This window comes from Microbacterium sp. NPDC087592, assembly GCF_044743585.1.
Taxonomy (GTDB): domain Bacteria; phylum Actinomycetota; class Actinomycetes; order Actinomycetales; family Microbacteriaceae; genus Microbacterium.
The window spans coordinates 1,807,211-1,824,368 of record NZ_JBIUWT010000001.1 but is presented as its reverse complement, the minus strand read 5'-3'; the positions used below and the strand labels follow the sequence as shown (position 1 = coordinate 1,824,368).

The 17,158-nt window shown below is 69.2% G+C and carries 13 protein-coding genes; 2 read left to right on the top strand and 11 right to left on the bottom strand.

Going from position 1 to position 17,158, the window contains the following annotated elements; translation table 11 throughout:
- Positions 1-43: 43 nt before the first annotated feature.
- Positions 44-1,654: an FAD-dependent oxidoreductase gene (locus tag ACIOTO_RS08660; protein WP_219860798.1), complete on the top strand. Its 1,611-nt coding sequence runs from the start codon at positions 44-46 to the stop codon at positions 1,652-1,654.
- 15 nt (positions 1,655-1,669) lie between these two features.
- Here the strand turns inward: ACIOTO_RS08660 and ACIOTO_RS08655 are convergent, their stop codons facing one another.
- From ACIOTO_RS08655 to ACIOTO_RS08625, 7 genes are all read right to left on the bottom strand, one after another.
- Positions 1,670-2,707: a LacI family DNA-binding transcriptional regulator gene (locus ACIOTO_RS08655; RefSeq protein WP_400857451.1), complete on the bottom strand. Its 1,038-nt coding sequence runs from the start codon at positions 2,705-2,707 to the stop codon at positions 1,670-1,672.
- 17 nt (positions 2,708-2,724) lie between these two features.
- Positions 2,725-5,190, bottom strand: a complete 2,466-nt coding sequence (locus ACIOTO_RS08650; RefSeq protein ID WP_400857450.1) for a glycosyl hydrolase 2 galactose-binding domain-containing protein — start codon at positions 5,188-5,190, stop codon at positions 2,725-2,727.
- Positions 5,191-5,299: 109 nt separating this feature from the next.
- Positions 5,300-6,211 (bottom strand): aldose 1-epimerase family protein, encoded by a 912-nt coding sequence (locus ACIOTO_RS08645; RefSeq protein WP_400858081.1) that lies wholly within the window; start codon positions 6,209-6,211, stop codon positions 5,300-5,302.
- 5 nt (positions 6,212-6,216) lie between these two features.
- Complete coding sequence (gene araA, locus ACIOTO_RS08640; RefSeq protein WP_400857449.1) at positions 6,217-7,740, bottom strand: L-arabinose isomerase; 1,524 nt, start codon at positions 7,738-7,740, stop codon at positions 6,217-6,219.
- A 9-nt stretch (positions 7,741-7,749) separates the two neighbouring features.
- Positions 7,750-9,333, bottom strand: coding sequence for a xylulokinase (locus ACIOTO_RS08635; protein ID WP_400857448.1), 1,584 nt, complete (start codon positions 9,331-9,333; stop codon positions 7,750-7,752).
- Complete coding sequence (locus ACIOTO_RS08630) at positions 9,330-10,049, bottom strand: L-ribulose-5-phosphate 4-epimerase (RefSeq protein ID WP_400857447.1); 720 nt, start codon at positions 10,047-10,049, stop codon at positions 9,330-9,332. Before ACIOTO_RS08630 ends, ACIOTO_RS08635 begins: the two co-directional genes overlap by 4 nt.
- A 235-nt stretch (positions 10,050-10,284) precedes the next feature.
- Entirely contained in the window at positions 10,285-11,295 is a 1,011-nt protein-coding gene (locus ACIOTO_RS08625) for a LacI family DNA-binding transcriptional regulator (protein WP_400857446.1), read from the bottom strand.
- A gap of 57 nt (positions 11,296-11,352) precedes the next feature.
- Here ACIOTO_RS08625 and ACIOTO_RS08620 point away from each other — a divergent pair, with 57 nt between their 5' ends.
- Complete coding sequence (locus ACIOTO_RS08620) at positions 11,353-12,198, top strand: NAD-dependent epimerase/dehydratase family protein (protein ID WP_400857445.1); 846 nt, start codon at positions 11,353-11,355, stop codon at positions 12,196-12,198.
- A gap of 45 nt (positions 12,199-12,243) precedes the next feature.
- Here the strand turns inward: ACIOTO_RS08620 and ACIOTO_RS08615 are convergent, their stop codons facing one another.
- From ACIOTO_RS08615 to ACIOTO_RS08600, 4 genes are all read right to left on the bottom strand, one after another.
- Positions 12,244-13,281: an ABC transporter permease gene (locus ACIOTO_RS08615; protein ID WP_215069341.1), complete on the bottom strand. Its 1,038-nt coding sequence runs from the start codon at positions 13,279-13,281 to the stop codon at positions 12,244-12,246.
- Positions 13,278-14,354 carry an ABC transporter permease gene (locus ACIOTO_RS08610; protein ID WP_400857444.1) on the bottom strand — a complete coding sequence of 359 codons (1,077 nt, stop codon included), beginning with the start codon at positions 14,352-14,354 and terminating at the stop codon, positions 13,278-13,280. The genes ACIOTO_RS08615 and ACIOTO_RS08610 overlap by 4 nt, the downstream gene beginning before the upstream one ends.
- Positions 14,351-15,985 (bottom strand): sugar ABC transporter ATP-binding protein, encoded by a 1,635-nt coding sequence (locus tag ACIOTO_RS08605; protein ID WP_091032083.1) that lies wholly within the window; start codon positions 15,983-15,985, stop codon positions 14,351-14,353. Before ACIOTO_RS08605 ends, ACIOTO_RS08610 begins: the two co-directional genes overlap by 4 nt.
- A gap of 71 nt (positions 15,986-16,056) precedes the next feature.
- A complete protein-coding gene (locus ACIOTO_RS08600; RefSeq protein ID WP_400857442.1) occupies positions 16,057-17,058 on the bottom strand; it encodes a substrate-binding domain-containing protein in 1,002 nt (333 codons plus the stop codon).
- Between the last annotated feature and the right edge of the window lie 100 nt (positions 17,059-17,158).

The window sequence follows — 17,158 nt, the reverse complement described above, 5'->3', positions numbered from 1 at the left end:
GAGAAAATTACCTAGAGTTCTCGGGAAAGAAAGGTGTTCTTCCGTGACACGACAGCAGGCCGACCTTCTCATCATCGGCGGTGGCGTCGGCGGCGTCTCCGCCGCCCTCGCCGCTCTGCGCCGCGGCAGATCGGTCATCATGACCGAGCAGACCCCCTGGCTGGGGGGCCAGCTGACGAGTCAGCTCGTACCCAGCGACGAGCACCGACGCATCGAGGCGACGGGTCGTAACCGCAGCTACGCCCAGTTCCGCGACCTCGTCCGGGATCACTACCGGACGTACTACCCGCTCACCGCCGCCGCGAGAGCCGACCGGCATCTCAACCCGGGCGCGGCCTGGGTGAGCCCGCTCAGCGTCGAGCCGAAGGTCATCCTCGCGGTGATCCACGACCTCCTCCGGCCGTACGAGGCCTCCGGCCGACTCGCTCTGATGCTCGAGACCACGCCTGTCGCCGTCCACACCGACGGTGACCGCATCGCCGCGGTGACCGTGCGCGACCGCGAGGGCGTCTCGCGCGAGCTGTCCGCGCCGTTCGTGCTGGATGCGACCGAGCTCGGTGATCTCCTGGAGCTCGGCGGAGTGGAATACGTCACCGGCCGCGAGGCTCGAGGCGAGACCGGGGAGCCCAGTGCGCCGGAGGCCGGTGACCCGCTCGACATGCAGAGCGTCACCTGGTGCTTCGCGGTCGAACACCTCGCCGGTCAGGATCACACGATCGATCGCCCCGACGACTACGACACCTTCCGCGAGTGGCGGCCGCCGCAGCTCGACGGCGAGAAGATGCTCGGATTCCGACGCGCCGCGCACGACGGCTCCATCGCCCGCGAGTACACACTGCGGGTGAACGACGACGATGACCCCTTCGCCATCGACGTCGACCACCGCAACATGGACGGCGCCCCGGAACTGTGGAACTACCGCCGCATCGCCGCACGGCGCCAGTTCGAGGACGGCGCCTACGAGAGCGACATCGTCATCGTGAACTGGCCGATGAACGACTACGTCGGGGGCCCGCTCTTCGGCGTCGACGACGCCGCCGTCCACTGGGATCGTTCCAAGGCGTTGAGTCGGTCGCTGCTCTACTGGCTGCAGACGGAGGCTCCTCGACCCGATGGCGGTGTCGGCTGGCCGGGGCTCCGCCTCGCACCACAGGTCACGGGGACGCCCGACGGGTTCGCGATGATGCCCTACTTCCGCGAATCCCGTCGTATCCGGGCTGAACGGACGATCCTCGAGCAGGACTTCGACCGCGATCTCCGCGACGGAAGGGGCGCCGAGCGCTATCCCGACACCGTGGGGGTCGGCCACTACTACTGGATCGACCGGCACGCCACGACCGGTGGCAGCGCCGGTGGCGGCGGGCTCCCGGAGCCGTTCGAGATCCCGCTCGGCGCCCTTCTGCCGCAGCGCGTGCGCAATCTCCTCCCCGCAGCCAAGAACATCGGCACGACGCACATCTCGAACGGCAGCTACCGGCTGCAGCCCGTCGAATGGTCCATCGGCGAGGCCGTGGGGGCCCTCGCCTCGTACTGTCTCGACCACGGTGTCGAGCCGTCGACGGTGCGCGCGGATGCCCGGCACCTGGACGACTTCCAGCGCGACCTCGAGCGCGGAGGCGTGCAGCTGCGGTGGGACCCCGCTCTTCGCTGGTAGACCGCCGTCGACGGATCAGGCCTCGGTCGGCGCAGGACCGGTCGAGGCCCTGATCTGCAGCATCGGTGTCGCCTCCTGGTAGACGGCCGGCTCCGCACCGTCGATGACGTCGAGCAGGCGTCGGGCGGCCTCTGCGCCGAGGGCGACCACATCGTGGCTGAGCGCCGTCAACCCCGGCGTCACGAGTCGGCAGAGCAGCGAGTCGTCCCACGCGATGATCGACACATCGCCGGGAACGGACAGTCCCCGCTGATGCGCCGTGGTCAGGGCGGCTACGGCCATGATGTCGTTGTCGAAGATCAACCCCGTCGGCGGGCGCGGCGACGAGAGCACGGCGCGCGTGGCGACCGCACCGGCATCCTCCGAGAGATCACTGCGGACGATGTCATGGTCGAGGCCGCACGCACGGGCGGCCTGGTCGAACGCGTCATCGCGGATGGCCGTGTACGCATACCGTCGGGGCGCCGCGACCCGGGTGATGCGACGATGCCCGAGAGCAGCGAGATGCTCGACGGCCTGTCTCGTCGCGGCGGCGTCGTCCGTCCACACGGTCGTCAGGCCGACCGCAGCGCTCGGATCGCCCACCGCGACCGCGGGGACACCGGCTTCCCTCACGACGGCTATCCGCTGATCGTCGGGTCTCAGATCGGTGAGGAGGACGCCGTCCACACGCCGTGACCGGCGCCAACGCCGAATCGCCTCGACCTCGGCGTCCGCATCAGCGGCGACCTCGAGCAGCAGCCCTCGGGAGCGCACTGTGAGAGCCGACTCCACTCCCGCGATGAACTGCATGTAGAACGGCTCGACGGAGAGATCGCGAGGATCCTTGGTGAGCACCAGACCGATCGTGTCCGCACCGGCACCCGCCAGGGCACGCGCGGCGCTCGCCGGTGACCAACCGAGTCGGGCAGCCACTTCGAGCACCCGTTCCCGCGTGGCCTCGGAGATCCCCGGACGACCGTTGAGGGCATAGGAGACGCTCGCTGTCGATGTCTGCGCCTCGCGCGCGACATCGGCGATCGTGACCCGCCGGGCCCGCGCAGCGCTCGTCATCACCGATGCAGCTCCCGTCAGTCGGGATCGATGATATCCCGCAGCGAGGAGACGACGAACGCCTCCCGCACCGAGTCGGGGTCGAGCGGCTCCGGCGCGCGGACGCGGAAGATCGCGGTCTCCCCCGGGAGCACGGTGGCGAAGCCCCGATCGACCGTCGCGTCAGGATGGAGGCGATCCGGCTGGACGAGCACGTCGCGCGCGAGGAGACGCGAGCGGACGCTGATGTCCATACCGCCGGCGACGACGGCGACGGCGACTTCCAGCGGAGCGTGAGCGTGCGCGCCGCTCGGTGGAGCGAAATGCCAGAGGGCTCGCTGGTCGTCGACGGTGGCGACCACGAACTCTTTCCCCGGATCCCGCGGCTCAGCGATGATCGGCGGCAGCTCGATGCGGGCCACCGAGCGCGGAGGCACGGAGAGCGGGAACGACTGCTCCGCCGCAGCGAACCCGTCGGCACGCCGCCGCGCGAGTCGCACCGTGGAGTGCCACGCCTCGTCGTCGTCGTTGATGATGCACAGTTCGAGCGCGTCGCCCCGCGGCTCGATCGTCAGCACGCGCGGTGCGTACATGTCGCGCAGGGCGAAGTAGAGCGGTTTGCACCGGCCCGCGCTGTCGATCGCCGACCAGGACGTCACCGGCCACAGGTCGTTGAGCTGCCACACGATCGTTCCCGAGGTGCGCGGCCAACTCGCGCGCCAGTGCAGCACGCCGGTGCGGACGGCCTCGACCTGCATCCACTGCGTCTGCAGATGCCACCGGTCGAAGTCGTCCGTCGGCGGGAGGTGGCGGGCGAGATTGCGGGCGAGCTTCGCGTGCCCGTCGATGGCCTTCTGGTGATGCCGGACGTTCTCGGAGTCGAGACGGAGTTCGGGGTCCGAGACCGCATCGCGCAGCGTCCGCCAGGCGGCTGCGCCCTGCCAACCGAACTCGGAGACGAAGCGCGGAGAGCTGTCACGGTAGACCGAGTAGTCGTCTTCGTTCCAGGCATCCCAGGAATGGAAGGTCTGGTGATCCGGATCGTTCGGATCATGAGCCCAGCTGCCCGACCAGGGACTCCCCTCCGTGTAGGGACGGGTCGGGTCGAGCTCGCGGACGAGGTCCGGCAGCCACTCCAGGTAGTACCGCTCACCCCAGGTGAGCTCTCCACCCGGCTGCGATGCCCAGTCCTTGTCCAGGCGCATCCAGAGGTTCTCGTTGTTCCCGTTCCAGAGGGCGAGGCTCGGGTGAGAGCTGAGCCGCACGATGTTCTCGCGGGCTTCGGCCAGCACCTCTGCCCTGATCGACTCCTCCTCGGGATAGGCGGCGCAGGCGAAGAGGAAGTCCTGCCACACGAGCAGGCCGAGCTCATCGCACGCGGAGTAGAACGCCTCGCTCTCGTAGACGCCTCCGCCCCACACCCGGACGAGGTTCACATTGGCCTCCGCCGCCTGCTCCAGGCGCGTGCGGACGCGGTCGGCGACATCCTCACCGGGGAAGACGCTCTCGGGAATCCAGTTCACGCCCTTGATGAACATCGGGCGGTCGTTGACCGTGACGACGAACGGCGTGCCGTGCGCATCGGGGGTCCGATCGACGACGACGGTCCGGAAGCCGACCCGCGTGCGGTGTTCGTCGAGCCGCTCGCGCTCCGACCAGAGTGAGACCTCGACCGAGTACAGATGGGGTTCGCCGAGTCCGCGCGGGTGCCACCGCTGCACATCGGGAACGGCGACCACGATGGTCGCCGACTCTTCACCCGGCGGCACCTCGGCATGAACGGCCTGCCCCGCGATCTCTATCTCGAGATGCAGCGGGAGGCTCGCGCCGGAGGCCGTTCGCTCGAGGTCGATGTGAGCGGTGAGGATGCCGGTCTGCTCGAAGACGTCGACCAACGGACGGACCGCGGCGATCCGCGCCGTGCTCCAGCTCTCGATCCTGACGTCACGCCAGAGCCCGCATCCGGGAAGGGTCGGCCCCCAGTCCCAGCCGAAGCTGCTGGCCATCTTCCGGATGAATGCGAACGGCTGCGGATAGGCGCTGGGGCGCGCGCCGAGCGCACGTTCCTGCTGCTCGGCATACGTGTATGCGGAGGTGAAGCAGACATCGACGCTGTTCTCCTCCTCGATCGCCGCCGTCACGTCGAACCGGTACGCACGATGCATGTTCCGCGTCTGTCCGACGGTTCGCCCGTTGACGGCGATCGACGCGATGGTGTCCACGCCGTCGAGGACGAGATCCACCCGCTCCGCGTCGCCCGACCGGGGGAAGGTGCGACTCAGGCGCCAGTCGCATCGAGCGACCCAGGACACGGCCTCCTCGTTCCGGTCGACGAAGGGGTCGGGAATGAGGTCTGCGTTCCGCAGATCAAGATGGATCGCCCCGGGCACCTGCGCGTCGACGGCCCTCCCGACGAGCGGCGCGGCCTCTTCCGGGACAGGGGTGTCCCCCTCGGCGTCGACCGTCCAACTCCACCGTCCTGCCAGATCCGACGTCGTGCGCATGCGGAGTCCTCCTCGCTGATTCGTGAGGAGTCCACTGTAACCTAAGCGCTTAAGTAGCTAGTGCCCCATGCTGCCCCCGCGCCCTGCGGCGGCGGTGCGAATGGTCCCGCTACAGCGCGAAGATCCGCCACGACGCCGCGTGCGTCGCGCCGGGATCCAGCGTCACGAGATCCACGCCGGAGTTGAACGCGTCGGGCGGGCACGTCATCGGCTCGACCGCGAGGCCGATGCGGTGAGTGTCCGCGACGGCGGGAGTGTCGGCGGTGTGCACCTGCACCCACGGGCAGCGCTCGTCCCACGCCATCCCGACGCCGTGACCGTCAGGAGCCGTCAGCCGCACCTCGGCCAGGCCGCCGTCACGGATGAGGCCGGTGAAGGCGTGGTCGATGAAGACGTCGCCGATGGGGCGCGCCGAACCGAAGTCCCACTCCGGATGCTGCGACACCGGCTCCACCCCGACCGGGCTCAGCCGATCGGGGGTGACCGTGAGCACCTCGGATGCCGGGAGCAGCAGGGTCCAGTCGTCGACGCAGCCTTGCCCGGCCACGAGGTACGGGTGCGGCCCGGCACCCCAGGGCGCGGCATCCGCACCGACGTTGTGCGCGGTCACCGTCTGCTGCAGCCCCTCGGCGTCGAGACGGTACTCGACCTCGACCTCGACGCGGAACGGGTACCCGGTCTGCGGCAGGATCACGGCGGCCAGCACGACCCGGTCGTCGAGCACCAGACGGTCTTCGAACTCGACCCAGGCGAGCAGCCCGTGCAGCGCATGCGCGCGTTCCGGCTCGGTGAGCGCCAGCTGGTGCTGCTCTCCGCCGAACGAGTAGCGTCCGTCGACGATGCGGTTCGGCCACGGGGCCAGCGTCGCGCCGCGGTATCCGGGGCGCACGGCATCCGCATCGAACGGCACGACGAGGTCGCGCTCCTCGAACGTGAGCGTCCGCAGCGTCGCACCGATGCTGGCGATCACGGCCTCGTACCCGTGTGCGGCGATCCGCAGCTGACGGCCGGAGCGCGGCATCGTCGTCACAGGCCCTGAGCCAGCCGGTAGTAGGCCTGGTTCCAGCGGACCTGCTTCTGGAACTCGGGCAGCGTGGTGGTGTCGTCGATCACGAGCAGCTCGACCTCGGCCATCTCGGCGAAGTCGCGGAACGCCTCGATCCCGACCGCGGTCGACATGACCGTGTGGTGGGCAGCACCGGCGGTGAGCCAGGCGGCGGCGCTGGTGGTGAAGTCGGGCTGCGGCTTCCAGACCGCCCGTCCGACGGGGAGCTTCGGCAGCGCGGCCCGCGGCGGCACGTTCTCGACCACGTTCGCGGTGAGGCGGAACCGGTCGCGCATGTCGCTGAGCGCCACCACGACGGCGGGGCCGGGATCGGCCGTGAAGACCAGGCGCACCGGGTCGTCCTTGCCGCCGATGCCGAGCGGGTGGATCTCGAGCGTGGGCTTCGCGGAGGTCAGCGACGGGGAGACCTCGAGCATGTGCGCACCGAGGATCAGCTCGTCGCCCGGAGTCATGTCGTAGGTGTAGTCCTCCATCAGGCTCGCGCCGCCGGGCAGACCCGCACCCATCACGTTCGCGATGCGCACGAGCACGGCGGTCTTCCAGTCACCCTCGGCACCGAAGCCGTAGCCCTCGGCCATCAGCCGCTGCACCGCGAGGCCCGGCAGCTGCTTCAGCGCACCGAGGTCTTCGAACGAGGTCGTGAACGCGCCGAAGCCTCCCTCCTCGAGGAACGACCGCAGCCCGATCTCGATCGCCGCACCGTCACGCAGCGACTCGTGCCGCTCGCCACCCTTCCGCAGCTCGGGCACGACCTCGTACAGCTCTTCGTACTCGGCGACGAGCGCGTCGATGTCGGAGGCGGATGCCGCGGCCACAGCTTCTGCCAGCTCGTTCACGCCCCACGTGTTCACCTGCACGCCGAACCGCAGCTCGGCCTCGGTCTTGTCGCCCTCGGTCACCGCGACGAAGCGCATGTTGTCGCCGAAGCGCGCGAGCTTCAGGTCGCGGGAGGCCGCGAGTCCGGCCGCCGCCCGCTGCCAGGTGCCGAGCTCACGGCGCAGACGCGGGTCGGACGCATGCCCGACGATGGTCTTGCGCGGCACACCCAGGCGCGTCTGGATGTACCCGAACTCGCGGTCGCCGTGCGCCGCCTGGTTCAGGTTCATGAAGTCGAAGTCGATGTCGGCCCAGGGCAGCTCGACGTTGGCCTGCGTGTGCAGGTGCGCGAGCGGCTTCTGCAGCGCGTCGAGTCCGGCGATCCACATCTTGGCCGGGCTGAACGTGTGCATCCACGCCACGAGCCCGATCACGCGGTCGTCGGCGTTAGCCTCCAGTGCGGTGCGCTTGATGGCCGCGGCATCCGTCAGCACCGGCTTCCAGACGATCCGGACCGGAACCTCGGGCGACTCGTCGAGCAGTCGCGCGATCTCCTGCGACTGCGCCGCGACCTGCGCGAGCGTCTCGGGACCGTAGAGGTGCTGGCTGCCGGTGAGGAACCAGACCTCGTAGCCGTCGAGGGAGGTGGTGAGCGGAGTGCGGGTCATGAACGGTCCTTACAGGGATTCGACGGCGGCGGCCTCGATGGCCAGGCCCGCTCGGTAGCGGTCGAGATAGGCGGAGAACCCGGCGACATCCGTCGGGTCGGGGTCGGCGGTGCTGAGGGATGCCGTGGCGAACACCCGCTGGTCGAGGTAGTCCGCCAGCGAGAGGTCTTCGACATGGGCGAGGTACGAGGCGAGCACGGCGATGCCCCACGCGCCACCCTCGGCGGCGAGCTCACCGACGGCGACCGGAGCATCGAGCGCACCGGCGAGGAAGCGCTGGGCGACCCCGACCGTGCGGAACATGCCTCCGTGCGCGAACATCCGGTCGAGCTGCACACCCTCCGCCGCGAGCACCTGCATGCCGAGCGCGAGCGTGCCGAACACGCCGTAGACCTGGGAGCGCATGAAGTTCGCGAGCGTGAGCGCGCTGTCGGGGGTGCGCACGAACAGCGGACGCCCCTCGATCAGGCCGGCGATCGGCTCGCCGGCGAGGTGGTTGTAGGCGAGGAGGCCACCGGCATCCGCTTCGCCCTCGAGCGCCTCGCAGAACAGGACGTCGAACGCGGCATCGTCGTCGATCGGCTGACCGGCGGCTTCGGCGAAGCGCGTGAACAGACCCGCCCAGGCCGCGAGCTCGCTGGCGCCGTTGTTGCAGTGCACCATGGCCACGGCGTCGCCCGACGGCGTGGTCACGAGGTCGAGCTCGTGGTGCACCTCGGCCAGCGGATGCTCCAGCACGACCATCGCGAAGATGCTCGTGCCCGCGCTCACGTTGCCGGTGCGCGGGGCGACGGAGTTCGTCGCGACCATGCCCGTTCCCGCATCACCCTCGGGTGGGCACAGCGGGATGCCGGGGCGCAGTGCGCCGCTCGGGTCGAGGAGGGCCGCGCCGTCGACAGTGAGGGTGCCGGCCGCGGCCCCCGCGGGGAGCACGCTCGGCAGGAGCTGAGCCGCCGGTGCGGGCAGACGCTCGCCGGCGAGCGTGTCGTAGGCGTGCAGCATCCGCTCGTCGTAGTCACCGGTCGCGGCGTCGATCGGGAACATGCCCGAGGCGTCGCCGACCCCGAGCACCCGCTCGCCGGTGAGGCGGTGGTGCACGTAGCCGGCGAGGGTGTTCACGCTCGCGATCCGGGCGAGATGCGGCTCGGCGTCGAGCACGGCCTGGTGCAGGTGCGCGATCGACCAGCGCAGCGGGATGTTCACGCCGAACAGCTCGCCCAGCTCGGCGGAGGCCGCGCCGGTGCTGGTGTTGCGCCAGGTGCGGAACGGCACGAGCAGCTCGCCGGACGCGTCGAACGCCAGGTAGCCGTGCATCATCGCCGAGACCCCGATGGCGCCGAACGTGTCGGGACGGATGCCGTGGCGCTCCTGCGCATCGTCGACCAGAGCCGCGTACGCCGCCTGGAGGCCGCGCCACACCTCGTCGATCGCATAGGTCCAGCGGCCGTCTTCGAGGCGGTTCTCCCACGAGTACGAGCCCGTGGCGAGGACCTCGGTCGCGTCGGAGCCGATCAGGCAGGCCTTGATGCGGGTCGAGCCCAGCTCGATGCCGAGGCTCGTACGCCCCTCGCGGATGTCGTCGAGCGCACTCATCGGCGGGTGTCCTCGGACTGGCCGTAGACGTTCTGATATCGGTCGAACAGGCTGTCGATCGCGGCCTGCGGAATCGGGATGAGCGGTCCGGCCTCGCGGGCGAGGTGCACCGTGCGGGCGACGTCCTCGACCATGACGGCGGCCTTCACGGCGTCCTCCGCATCCGCGCCGATCGTGAACGGACCGTGGTTCTGCATGAGCACCGCCCGGGAGCGGTGACCGCTCAGCGTCTCGACGATGCCACGGCCGATCGAGTCGTCGCCGATGATCGCGAAGGGGCCGATCGGGACGGGCCCACCGAACTCGTCGGCCATCGCGGTGATGACGCAGGGGATCTCCTCGCCCCGCGCCGCCCACGCGACGGCGTAGGTCGAGTGCGTGTGCACGACCCCGCCGACGGTCGGCATGTGCCGGTAGACGTACGCGTGCGCTGCGGTGTCGCTCGACGGTGAGCGGTCACTGCCGGGCGTGCCGGGGATGATGTTCCCGTCGAGGTCGCACAGGATCATGTTCTCCGGCGTGAGGTCGTCGTAGCTCACACCGCTGGGCTTGATCACGAAGAGGTCGGCGCCGGGCACGCGGCCCGAGATGTTGCCGCCGGTCCAGGCGACCAGTCCGTAGCGGACCAGTTCGCCGTGCAGACGGGCGACATCCGCGCGGACGGCCGCGATCGCGTGCTCGATGTCGGGTTCGAAGGTGGGGGCGTCGTCGCTCACAGCTGCCTCTGGGTTCGCATCCGGCCACTGTGACCGGTCACAGAAGTCTGTCACGGGAGCGCTCGGCCCGTCAAGGCTCGCCCCCTGCCCCGCCCCCTCTCGCCGAGTGCACGGGAAGCTGCCGAGCGCACCGGAAGTTCACGCCAGCAAGCCGTGCACTCGACAACAGGCCGTGCACTCGGCGACGGGGAACGGGCGGGGAACGGGCGGGAAACGGACGGGGAGCGGGCGGCGGTCAGCGGGGCGGGGCGACGGAGGCGCGGGAGACCAGCACCGGCGCCACGGGGGCGAGAGCGGATGCCGCGGTCGCGGTTCCGCCGATCGCGGCGGCGACCGCCCGACGCGCGAGCTCCTCGAAGTCCTGCCGCACGGTGGTGAGCGGCGGCCAGTAGTACGCGGCATCCGGGGCATCGTCGAACCCGACCACGCTGACGTCGCCCGGAACCGTGAGCCCCGCCTCGTGCAGGGCGCTCAGCAGCCCGAGCGCCATCTGATCGTTCGCCGCGAACACCGCCGTGACCCCGGAGTCGCGAACCGCCTCGACCGCCGCGTACCCCGATCCGGCCGACCAGTCCCCCGCGATCACGGGGCCCGGCGTCAAGCCGCGAGCAGCGAGTTCCGCGGCGAAACCCTCGACGCGCGACTCCGCCTCGAGCCAGTCCGCAGGTCCCGCGAGATGCGCGATGCGGGTGTGTCCGGCATCGGCGAGCGCGGCGACCGCCAACCGTGCACCCGCCGCCTGATCCACCGACAGCCCGGTCGCGCCGAGTCCGGCGGAGTGCAGTGTCACGACCGGCACGTCGATGCGCAGCGCGGCGAGCGCCTCCAGCGTCTGGGCGTGCGGGGCGACGACGACGATCCCCTCCACCCCCTGCACGACGAGGTGGTCGACCGCCGCGACGACAGCCGCGACATCCGCCGCATCCGCGAAGGCCGCGCTCACCCAGTACCCGGCCTCGCGGGCCGAAGCCTCCAGCGCGGCGAGGCTGCGCGAGGGCCCGTACTGCAGCGCATCCGAGGCCAGCACACCGAGCGTCCGGGAGCGCCGGGTGCCGAGCGCGCGGGCGGCGTTGTTCATGCGGTAGCCGAGCTCGGCCATCGCGGCGAGCACGCGTTCCTTGGTGTCGGTGGCGACGTCGGGGTGGTCGTTCAGCACCCTCGACACGGTCTGCCGGGACACGCCGGCGCGGGCGGCGACGTCGCGGACGCCGATGGATCGGCTGCGGCCGCTGCTCGTGTCACTCACGCCGACGAGTGTACGACGCCCGGTCCACTCCGCCCGCCGCCGTGCCACTCTGGTGACATGCGCATCGCTCTCACCGGCTCGTCCGGCAAGCTCGGCCGCGTCGTCGCCCGCGAACTCCGCGCGAACGGCTACGACGTCATCGGCATGGACCTCACCGGCACCCGCGGCTCCGACTTCGTGCAGGTCGACCTGACCGACTACGGGCAGGTCGTCGACGCGTTCACGGCGGTCGGCGACAGGCACGACGGCATCGACGCGGTGGTGCACCTCGGGGCCATCCCGGCCCCCGGCATCCGCACCGACGTCGCGACCTTCCACAACAACATGCCGGCCACGTTCAACGTGTTCTGGGCGGCCGTGCGCCTCGGCATCCGACGCATCGTGTACGCGTCGAGCGAGACGGTGCTGGGGCTGCCGTTCGACGTGCCGCCGCCCTACGTGCCGGTCGACGAGGACTATCCCGCGCGCCCCGAATCCGTCTACTCGCTCGTGAAGACGCTCGAGGAGCAGCTCGCGACCGAGCTCGTGCGCTGGCACCCCGACCTGTCGATCACGGCGTTGCGGTTCTCGAACGTGATGGTCCCCGAGGACTACGCCGAGTTCCCCTCGTTCGACGCCGACGCCCTCGGGCGCAAGTGGAACCTGTGGGGCTACATCGACGCCCGCGACGGCGCCCAGGCGGTGCAGCGGTCGCTCGAGGTCGCAGCGCCGGGATTCGACCGGTTCATCATCGCGGCAGCCGACACCGTGATGTCACGCCCTAACGACGAGCTTCTCGCCGAGGTCTTCCCCGACGTGCCGAAGCGCCGAGAGGTCGGCCCGAACGAGACGCTGCTGTCGATCGACCGCGCACGCCGGATCCTCGGCTACGACCCGCAGCACTCCTGGCGCGACCACGTGTGACGCCGGGCCGGAGGCCGGCCCGGCGTCACACCACGCGTCTCGGGGCTACTCCCGTTTTCGGGTGACCGCGCGCTGCAGCAGCACGAAGACGAGCAGGATGCCGCCGGTGATGATGGTCGTCATCTCCGGCGGAATGCCGCCGTCGCGCGTGATGAGCACGGTCATGAGACCGAGCACCAGCGCTCCGACGACCGAGCCGAGCACGTAGCCATAGGCCCCGGTCAGCACGGTTCCGCCGATCACGGCCGCCGCGATCGCGTCGAGCTCCCAGCCGATGCCGGTGATGTTCTGGGCGGTGCCGAGCCGGGCGGTGTAGAGCACGGCGGCGAGGCCGGCGAGCGATCCGCTGATCACGTAGACGAGAACCTTGGTGCGCGCCACGGGGAGACCCATCAGCAGCGCGGAGTTCTCGGATCCGCCGATCGCGTAGACGGTGCGCCCTGTGCGGGTGCGGTGCAGCACGAAGAAGGCGACGAGCACGACGACGATCGCGATGATCACTGCCGGGGTGATGACGAGGTCGTTCACCTTCGGTCCGTCGATGATCTTGATCTTCTCGGCGATCAGGCGGATCGGCGAATCCGCCGGGAGCTGCTCCGGCTTGGTGCTCAGCAGGGAGGCGAGGCCGCGTCCGAGGAACATCATGGCGAGAGTCGCGATGAACGGCTGCACGTTGAAGTACCGGATCAGCACGCCGGAGACGAGGCCGAAGAGCCCGCCGATGCCGATCATGAGCACGATCACGACGAACGGATTCCACCCGGCGTTCGAGAGCATGACCCCCGCGACCGACGAGACCGCGATGACCGAGCCGACCGACAAGTCGATGCCGCCCGTGAGGATGACGAAGGTGAGAGCGACCGCGAGCACGATGAGGTGCGCGTTGTTGATGAGCAGGTTCGACAGCGTGCTCGCCTGCACGATCTTCCCGTAGGCGATCTCGCCGTAGACGATCATGCCGACGAAGATGATCACCGAGGCGATTGTCGGGACGACCGACGGATTCGACGTGAGCTGTCGGCGGATCCGATCGACGAAACTCGGGCCGGCACTCTGGACTGGTGCGGCGGCGATGACGCTCATGCTGCAGCCTCCTTCACGATCTCGACTCGCGGTGAGGGCGTCTGCGCCTTCTTGCGACGTTGGAACCAGCTGCGCACCCGCTCGGACTGCAGCAGGCAGATGGCGACGATCACGATCGCCTTGAACGCCGGGGTGGCCGACGACGAGACGCCGAGGAACAGCACGGTCTTGTCGAGGGTCGCGATCAGGAGAGCACCGACGAAGGCGCCGCTGAGCGAGAACTTGCCACCGGCGAGCGAGGCGCCGCCGATGACGACGGCGAGGATCGCGTCCAGCTCGAGCTGGTAACCGGTGCGGGAGATGTCGACCGTCATGACGCTGCCGACCGACATCACCCCGGCGATGCCCGCGAGGATGCCGCTGAGCACGTAGGTCGTCAGCAGCAGACCCTTCGGCTTGATTCCGGCCATCCGGCTCGCCTTCGGGTTGATGCCGATCGCCTCGATCATGAGACCGAGGGCGCTGCGGCGCACCACCCACGCGACGACCAGGACGATCGCCACGGCGAGGATGAACACCACGGGGATGCCGATGACGAAGCCGTTCGCGATCCAGCGGAACGGATCGCTCGACGCAGCCGTGTTCTGGCCTCCGGTGATGACCTTGGCGATACCCCGCCCGGCGAGCATCAGCACGAGTGTGGCGATGAAGGGTTGGAGGCCGACGTAGGCGACGAGGATGCCGTTCACCGCGCCGAGGATGGCGGTGACGAGCAGCGCGAGACCGACGGCGGCGAGGGCGACACCGACCGATCCGGAATCGCCGGCCGCGGCGAGGAACTCCATCGACACGGCTCCGGCGACAGCCATCAGCGAGCCGACCGAGAGGTCGATGCCGCCGGTCGCGATCACGAGTGACATGCCGATCGCGATCATCATGATGGGTGCCGCCTGGCGGAGGATGTCGACCAGGTTGCCGACGAGGTTGCCGTTGTTCGGGTTGATCGAGATCGCGAGATAGGTCGGATCCTTGAGCACGTTCAGGGCGAGCAGCGCGACGATCGCGACGATCCCCCAGAAGAACGGCTTGCGGATCAGGTCACGCCACACGGACGCACGAGCGGATGCGCTCATCGGGTCTCCCCCTCGAGGGTTTCGGGTTGCACATCGGAAGCGGCGACCGGTGCGACATGGGCGACCTCGATCGCGTCGAGTTCCTCCTCGAGAGTGGTGGCCGCGGCCTCCACTCCGTGGGCGGCGATCACGTCGACGATCTCCTGCGCGGTCACATCGGGGCCGTTCAGGATCTCACCGATCTTGCTGTGGTCCTTCAGGACGACGATCCGCTCGGAGAGGCGCACGACCTCTTCGAGCTCGGACGAGACGAAGACCACGGCGACCCCCTGGTCGGCGAGTTCCGCGACGGCCTCCTGGATCTCGGCCTTCGCACCGACATCGATACCTCGGGTGGGCTCATCCAGGATCAGCAGCTCCGGCTCCGTCGCGAGCCAGCGTCCGAGGAGCACTTTCTGCTGATTGCCGCCCGAGAGGTTCTTGATCATCCGTTCCGGATCGGCGGGGCGCACGTTGAGAGCCGCGATGTACTTGTCGACGATCGCGTCCTGCTCCTTGCGCGGCATCGGCCGTGCCCAGCCGCGCTTGGCCTGGACGGCGAGGATCATGTTCTCGCGGATCGTGAGATCGCCGATGATGCCCTCGTCCCGACGGTTCTCGGTCGAGAACGCGATGCGCTGTGCGAGGGCGGCGGACGGCGACGAGAGGTCGACCTTGCGCCCCTTGACGGTGATCTGGCCGGACTCGCTGCGGTCCGCACCGTAGAGCAGACGCGCGAGCTCGGTGCGCCCGGAGCCGAGGAGTCCGGCGAAGCCGACGACCTCTCCTGGCCGGATGTCGAGGTCGGTGGCGTGCACGGCGCCGGCGCGGGAGATGCCGGATGCCGAGAGGAAGGTCGCCTCGTCGGCGTCGCGCGGGGTGGTGCGACGGTTGCCGCCGAGCGACTTCAGTGTGTCGAGGTCCTTGCCGATCATCCGGGAGATGAGGGCATGCCTGTCGAGGTCACGGGTGAGATACTCCCCCTCGTACTTCCCGTTGCGCAGGACGGTGAGACGATCGCTGATCGCATAGATCTGATCGAGGAAGTGCGAGACGAAGAGGATCGCGACGCCCTGGTCGCGCAGGGTGCGCATCACGGTGAAGAGGCCTTCGACCTCTGCCGCGTCGAGGCTGGAAGTCGGCTCGTCGAGGATGAGTACCTTGGCCTTGATCGCCATGGCCCGGCTGATCGCGACGAGCTGCTGCATCGCGATCGAGAGCGTCGAGAGTGGCTGGTGGGTGTCGAGGTGGTCCAGGCCGAGCCGGGCGAGCGCCTCGGTGGCGGCGCGATGCGTGGCTCGCCAGTTGACACCGAGGACTCCGCGCACCTCGTGCCCGAGCATGACGTTCTCACCGATGCTGAGGTTGGGGGCGAGGTTCACCTCCTGGTAGACGGTCGATATCCCGGCGGCCTGCGCGTCGCTCGTGCCGCCGAAGCTGCGCTCCTGACCGGCGACGACGATCGATCCGGAGTCGATGCGGTAGACACCGGTGAGGGCTTTGATCAGCGTCGACTTGCCCGCGCCGTTCTCGCCCATGAGAGCGTGCACCTCACCCTGGAAGAGGCGGAAGTCGACTCCGTCGAGCGCCTTCACTCCGGGGAATTCGATGGTGATCCCGCGCATCTCGACGATGGGCAGTTCTTCGTTCATCGTTGTCTCTCCGTCTATCCGGTCTCGGGGGCGGCGCGGTCGGCGCCACCCCCGAGATCACGGGGTGATGCTCAGTACTTGCGGTCCGCCAGAACGGCCTTGGCCGCATCCGCCGAGTCGAATGCCTCGCTCGGAACGATGATGTAGGACTCGACCGAGTCGCCGGCGAGAGCCTTCTCGACGACCTCGAGTGCGGTCTCACCGAACAGCGGGTTGTACTCGTGCACGTAGCTGAGCTGACCGTCGGCGAGCGCCTGCATCGCGTTCTTGGTGCCGTCGATCGTGGCGATCTTCACGTCGGTGCCGATGACCAGACCGGCTTCCTCTGCGGCCTGGGCTGCGCCGAGACCCATCTCGTCGTTCTGGGCGAAGACGAACTGGATGTCGTTGTTGTTGGCCTTGAGCATGGTCTCGAAGACGCTCTTGCCCTCTTCGGCCGACCAGTTGGCCGTCTGCGCGTCGACCTTCTTCAGCGTGGAGCCCTCAAGGCCCTCGTCGAAGCCCTGGTTGCGCTCGTTCACGACGCCGACACCGGCGGGACCCTCGAGGACGACGTAGTTGCCGCCGTCGGGGAACTCGGCCGCGGCCCAGGTCCCGACCTCCTTGGCGACCTCGATGTTGTCGGGAGCGATGCGGGTGACGTACATGCTGGTGTCATCGGGCTCGATACCGCGGTCGAGCAGGATCACCGGGATCTCTGCCTCCTGGGCGAGCTTGAGGGAGTCCTCCCAGCCGCTGGCCTCGGTCGCCGACAGGAGGATCACGTCGACGTCCTCGTCGACGAACGACGTGAACGCGTCGATCTGCGACTTCTGGTCGAGGTTCGTGGCGGGCGCGTACTTCAGGTTGTAGCCGGCCTCTTTCGTGAACGTGTCCTGGATGTTGCTCTCGTTCGCCTGGCGCCATGCACCCTCAGGGCCGACGGCGACGAAGCCGACAGTGGTGAGCTCGCCCGAGTCGCCGGAGTCACCGGCGTCGTCGTTTCCTCCGCTCGAGCATGCGGCCAGGCCGAGTGCGAGCGCGCCGACGGCGACGAACCCCAGAACTGTACGAGTGCGCTTCATTGCAGACATTTGATCTCCTCCTCGAGATTCCGGGTCGTTTCCCGGGGGTGGACCGTGCCGGTCCGGATGTGATGACGGGACACCTGGAGGGCGTCGCGCGGTTCATGTT

Coding starts and splice junctions, on each gene's coding strand:
- ACIOTO_RS08635 (WP_400857448.1), bottom strand. CDS start 9,333: ATGAGTGCGCTCGACGACATCCGCGAGGGGCGTACGAGCCTCGGCATC.
- ACIOTO_RS08600 (WP_400857442.1), bottom strand. CDS start 17,058: ATGTCTGCAATGAAGCGCACTCGTACAGTTCTGGGGTTCGTCGCCGTC.
- ACIOTO_RS08655 (WP_400857451.1), bottom strand. CDS start 2,707: ATGACGAGCGCTGCGCGGGCCCGGCGGGTCACGATCGCCGATGTCGCG.
- ACIOTO_RS08610 (WP_400857444.1), bottom strand. CDS start 14,354: ATGAGCGCATCCGCTCGTGCGTCCGTGTGGCGTGACCTGATCCGCAAG.
- ACIOTO_RS08650 (WP_400857450.1), bottom strand. CDS start 5,190: ATGCGCACGACGTCGGATCTGGCAGGACGGTGGAGTTGGACGGTCGAC.
- ACIOTO_RS08615 (WP_215069341.1), bottom strand. CDS start 13,281: ATGAGCGTCATCGCCGCCGCACCAGTCCAGAGTGCCGGCCCGAGTTTC.
- ACIOTO_RS08620 (WP_400857445.1), top strand. CDS start 11,353: ATGCGCATCGCTCTCACCGGCTCGTCCGGCAAGCTCGGCCGCGTCGTC.
- ACIOTO_RS08605 (WP_091032083.1), bottom strand. CDS start 15,985: ATGAACGAAGAACTGCCCATCGTCGAGATGCGCGGGATCACCATCGAA.
- araA (WP_400857449.1), bottom strand. CDS start 7,740: ATGACCCGCACTCCGCTCACCACCTCCCTCGACGGCTACGAGGTCTGG.
- ACIOTO_RS08645 (WP_400858081.1), bottom strand. CDS start 6,211: ATGCCGCGCTCCGGCCGTCAGCTGCGGATCGCCGCACACGGGTACGAG.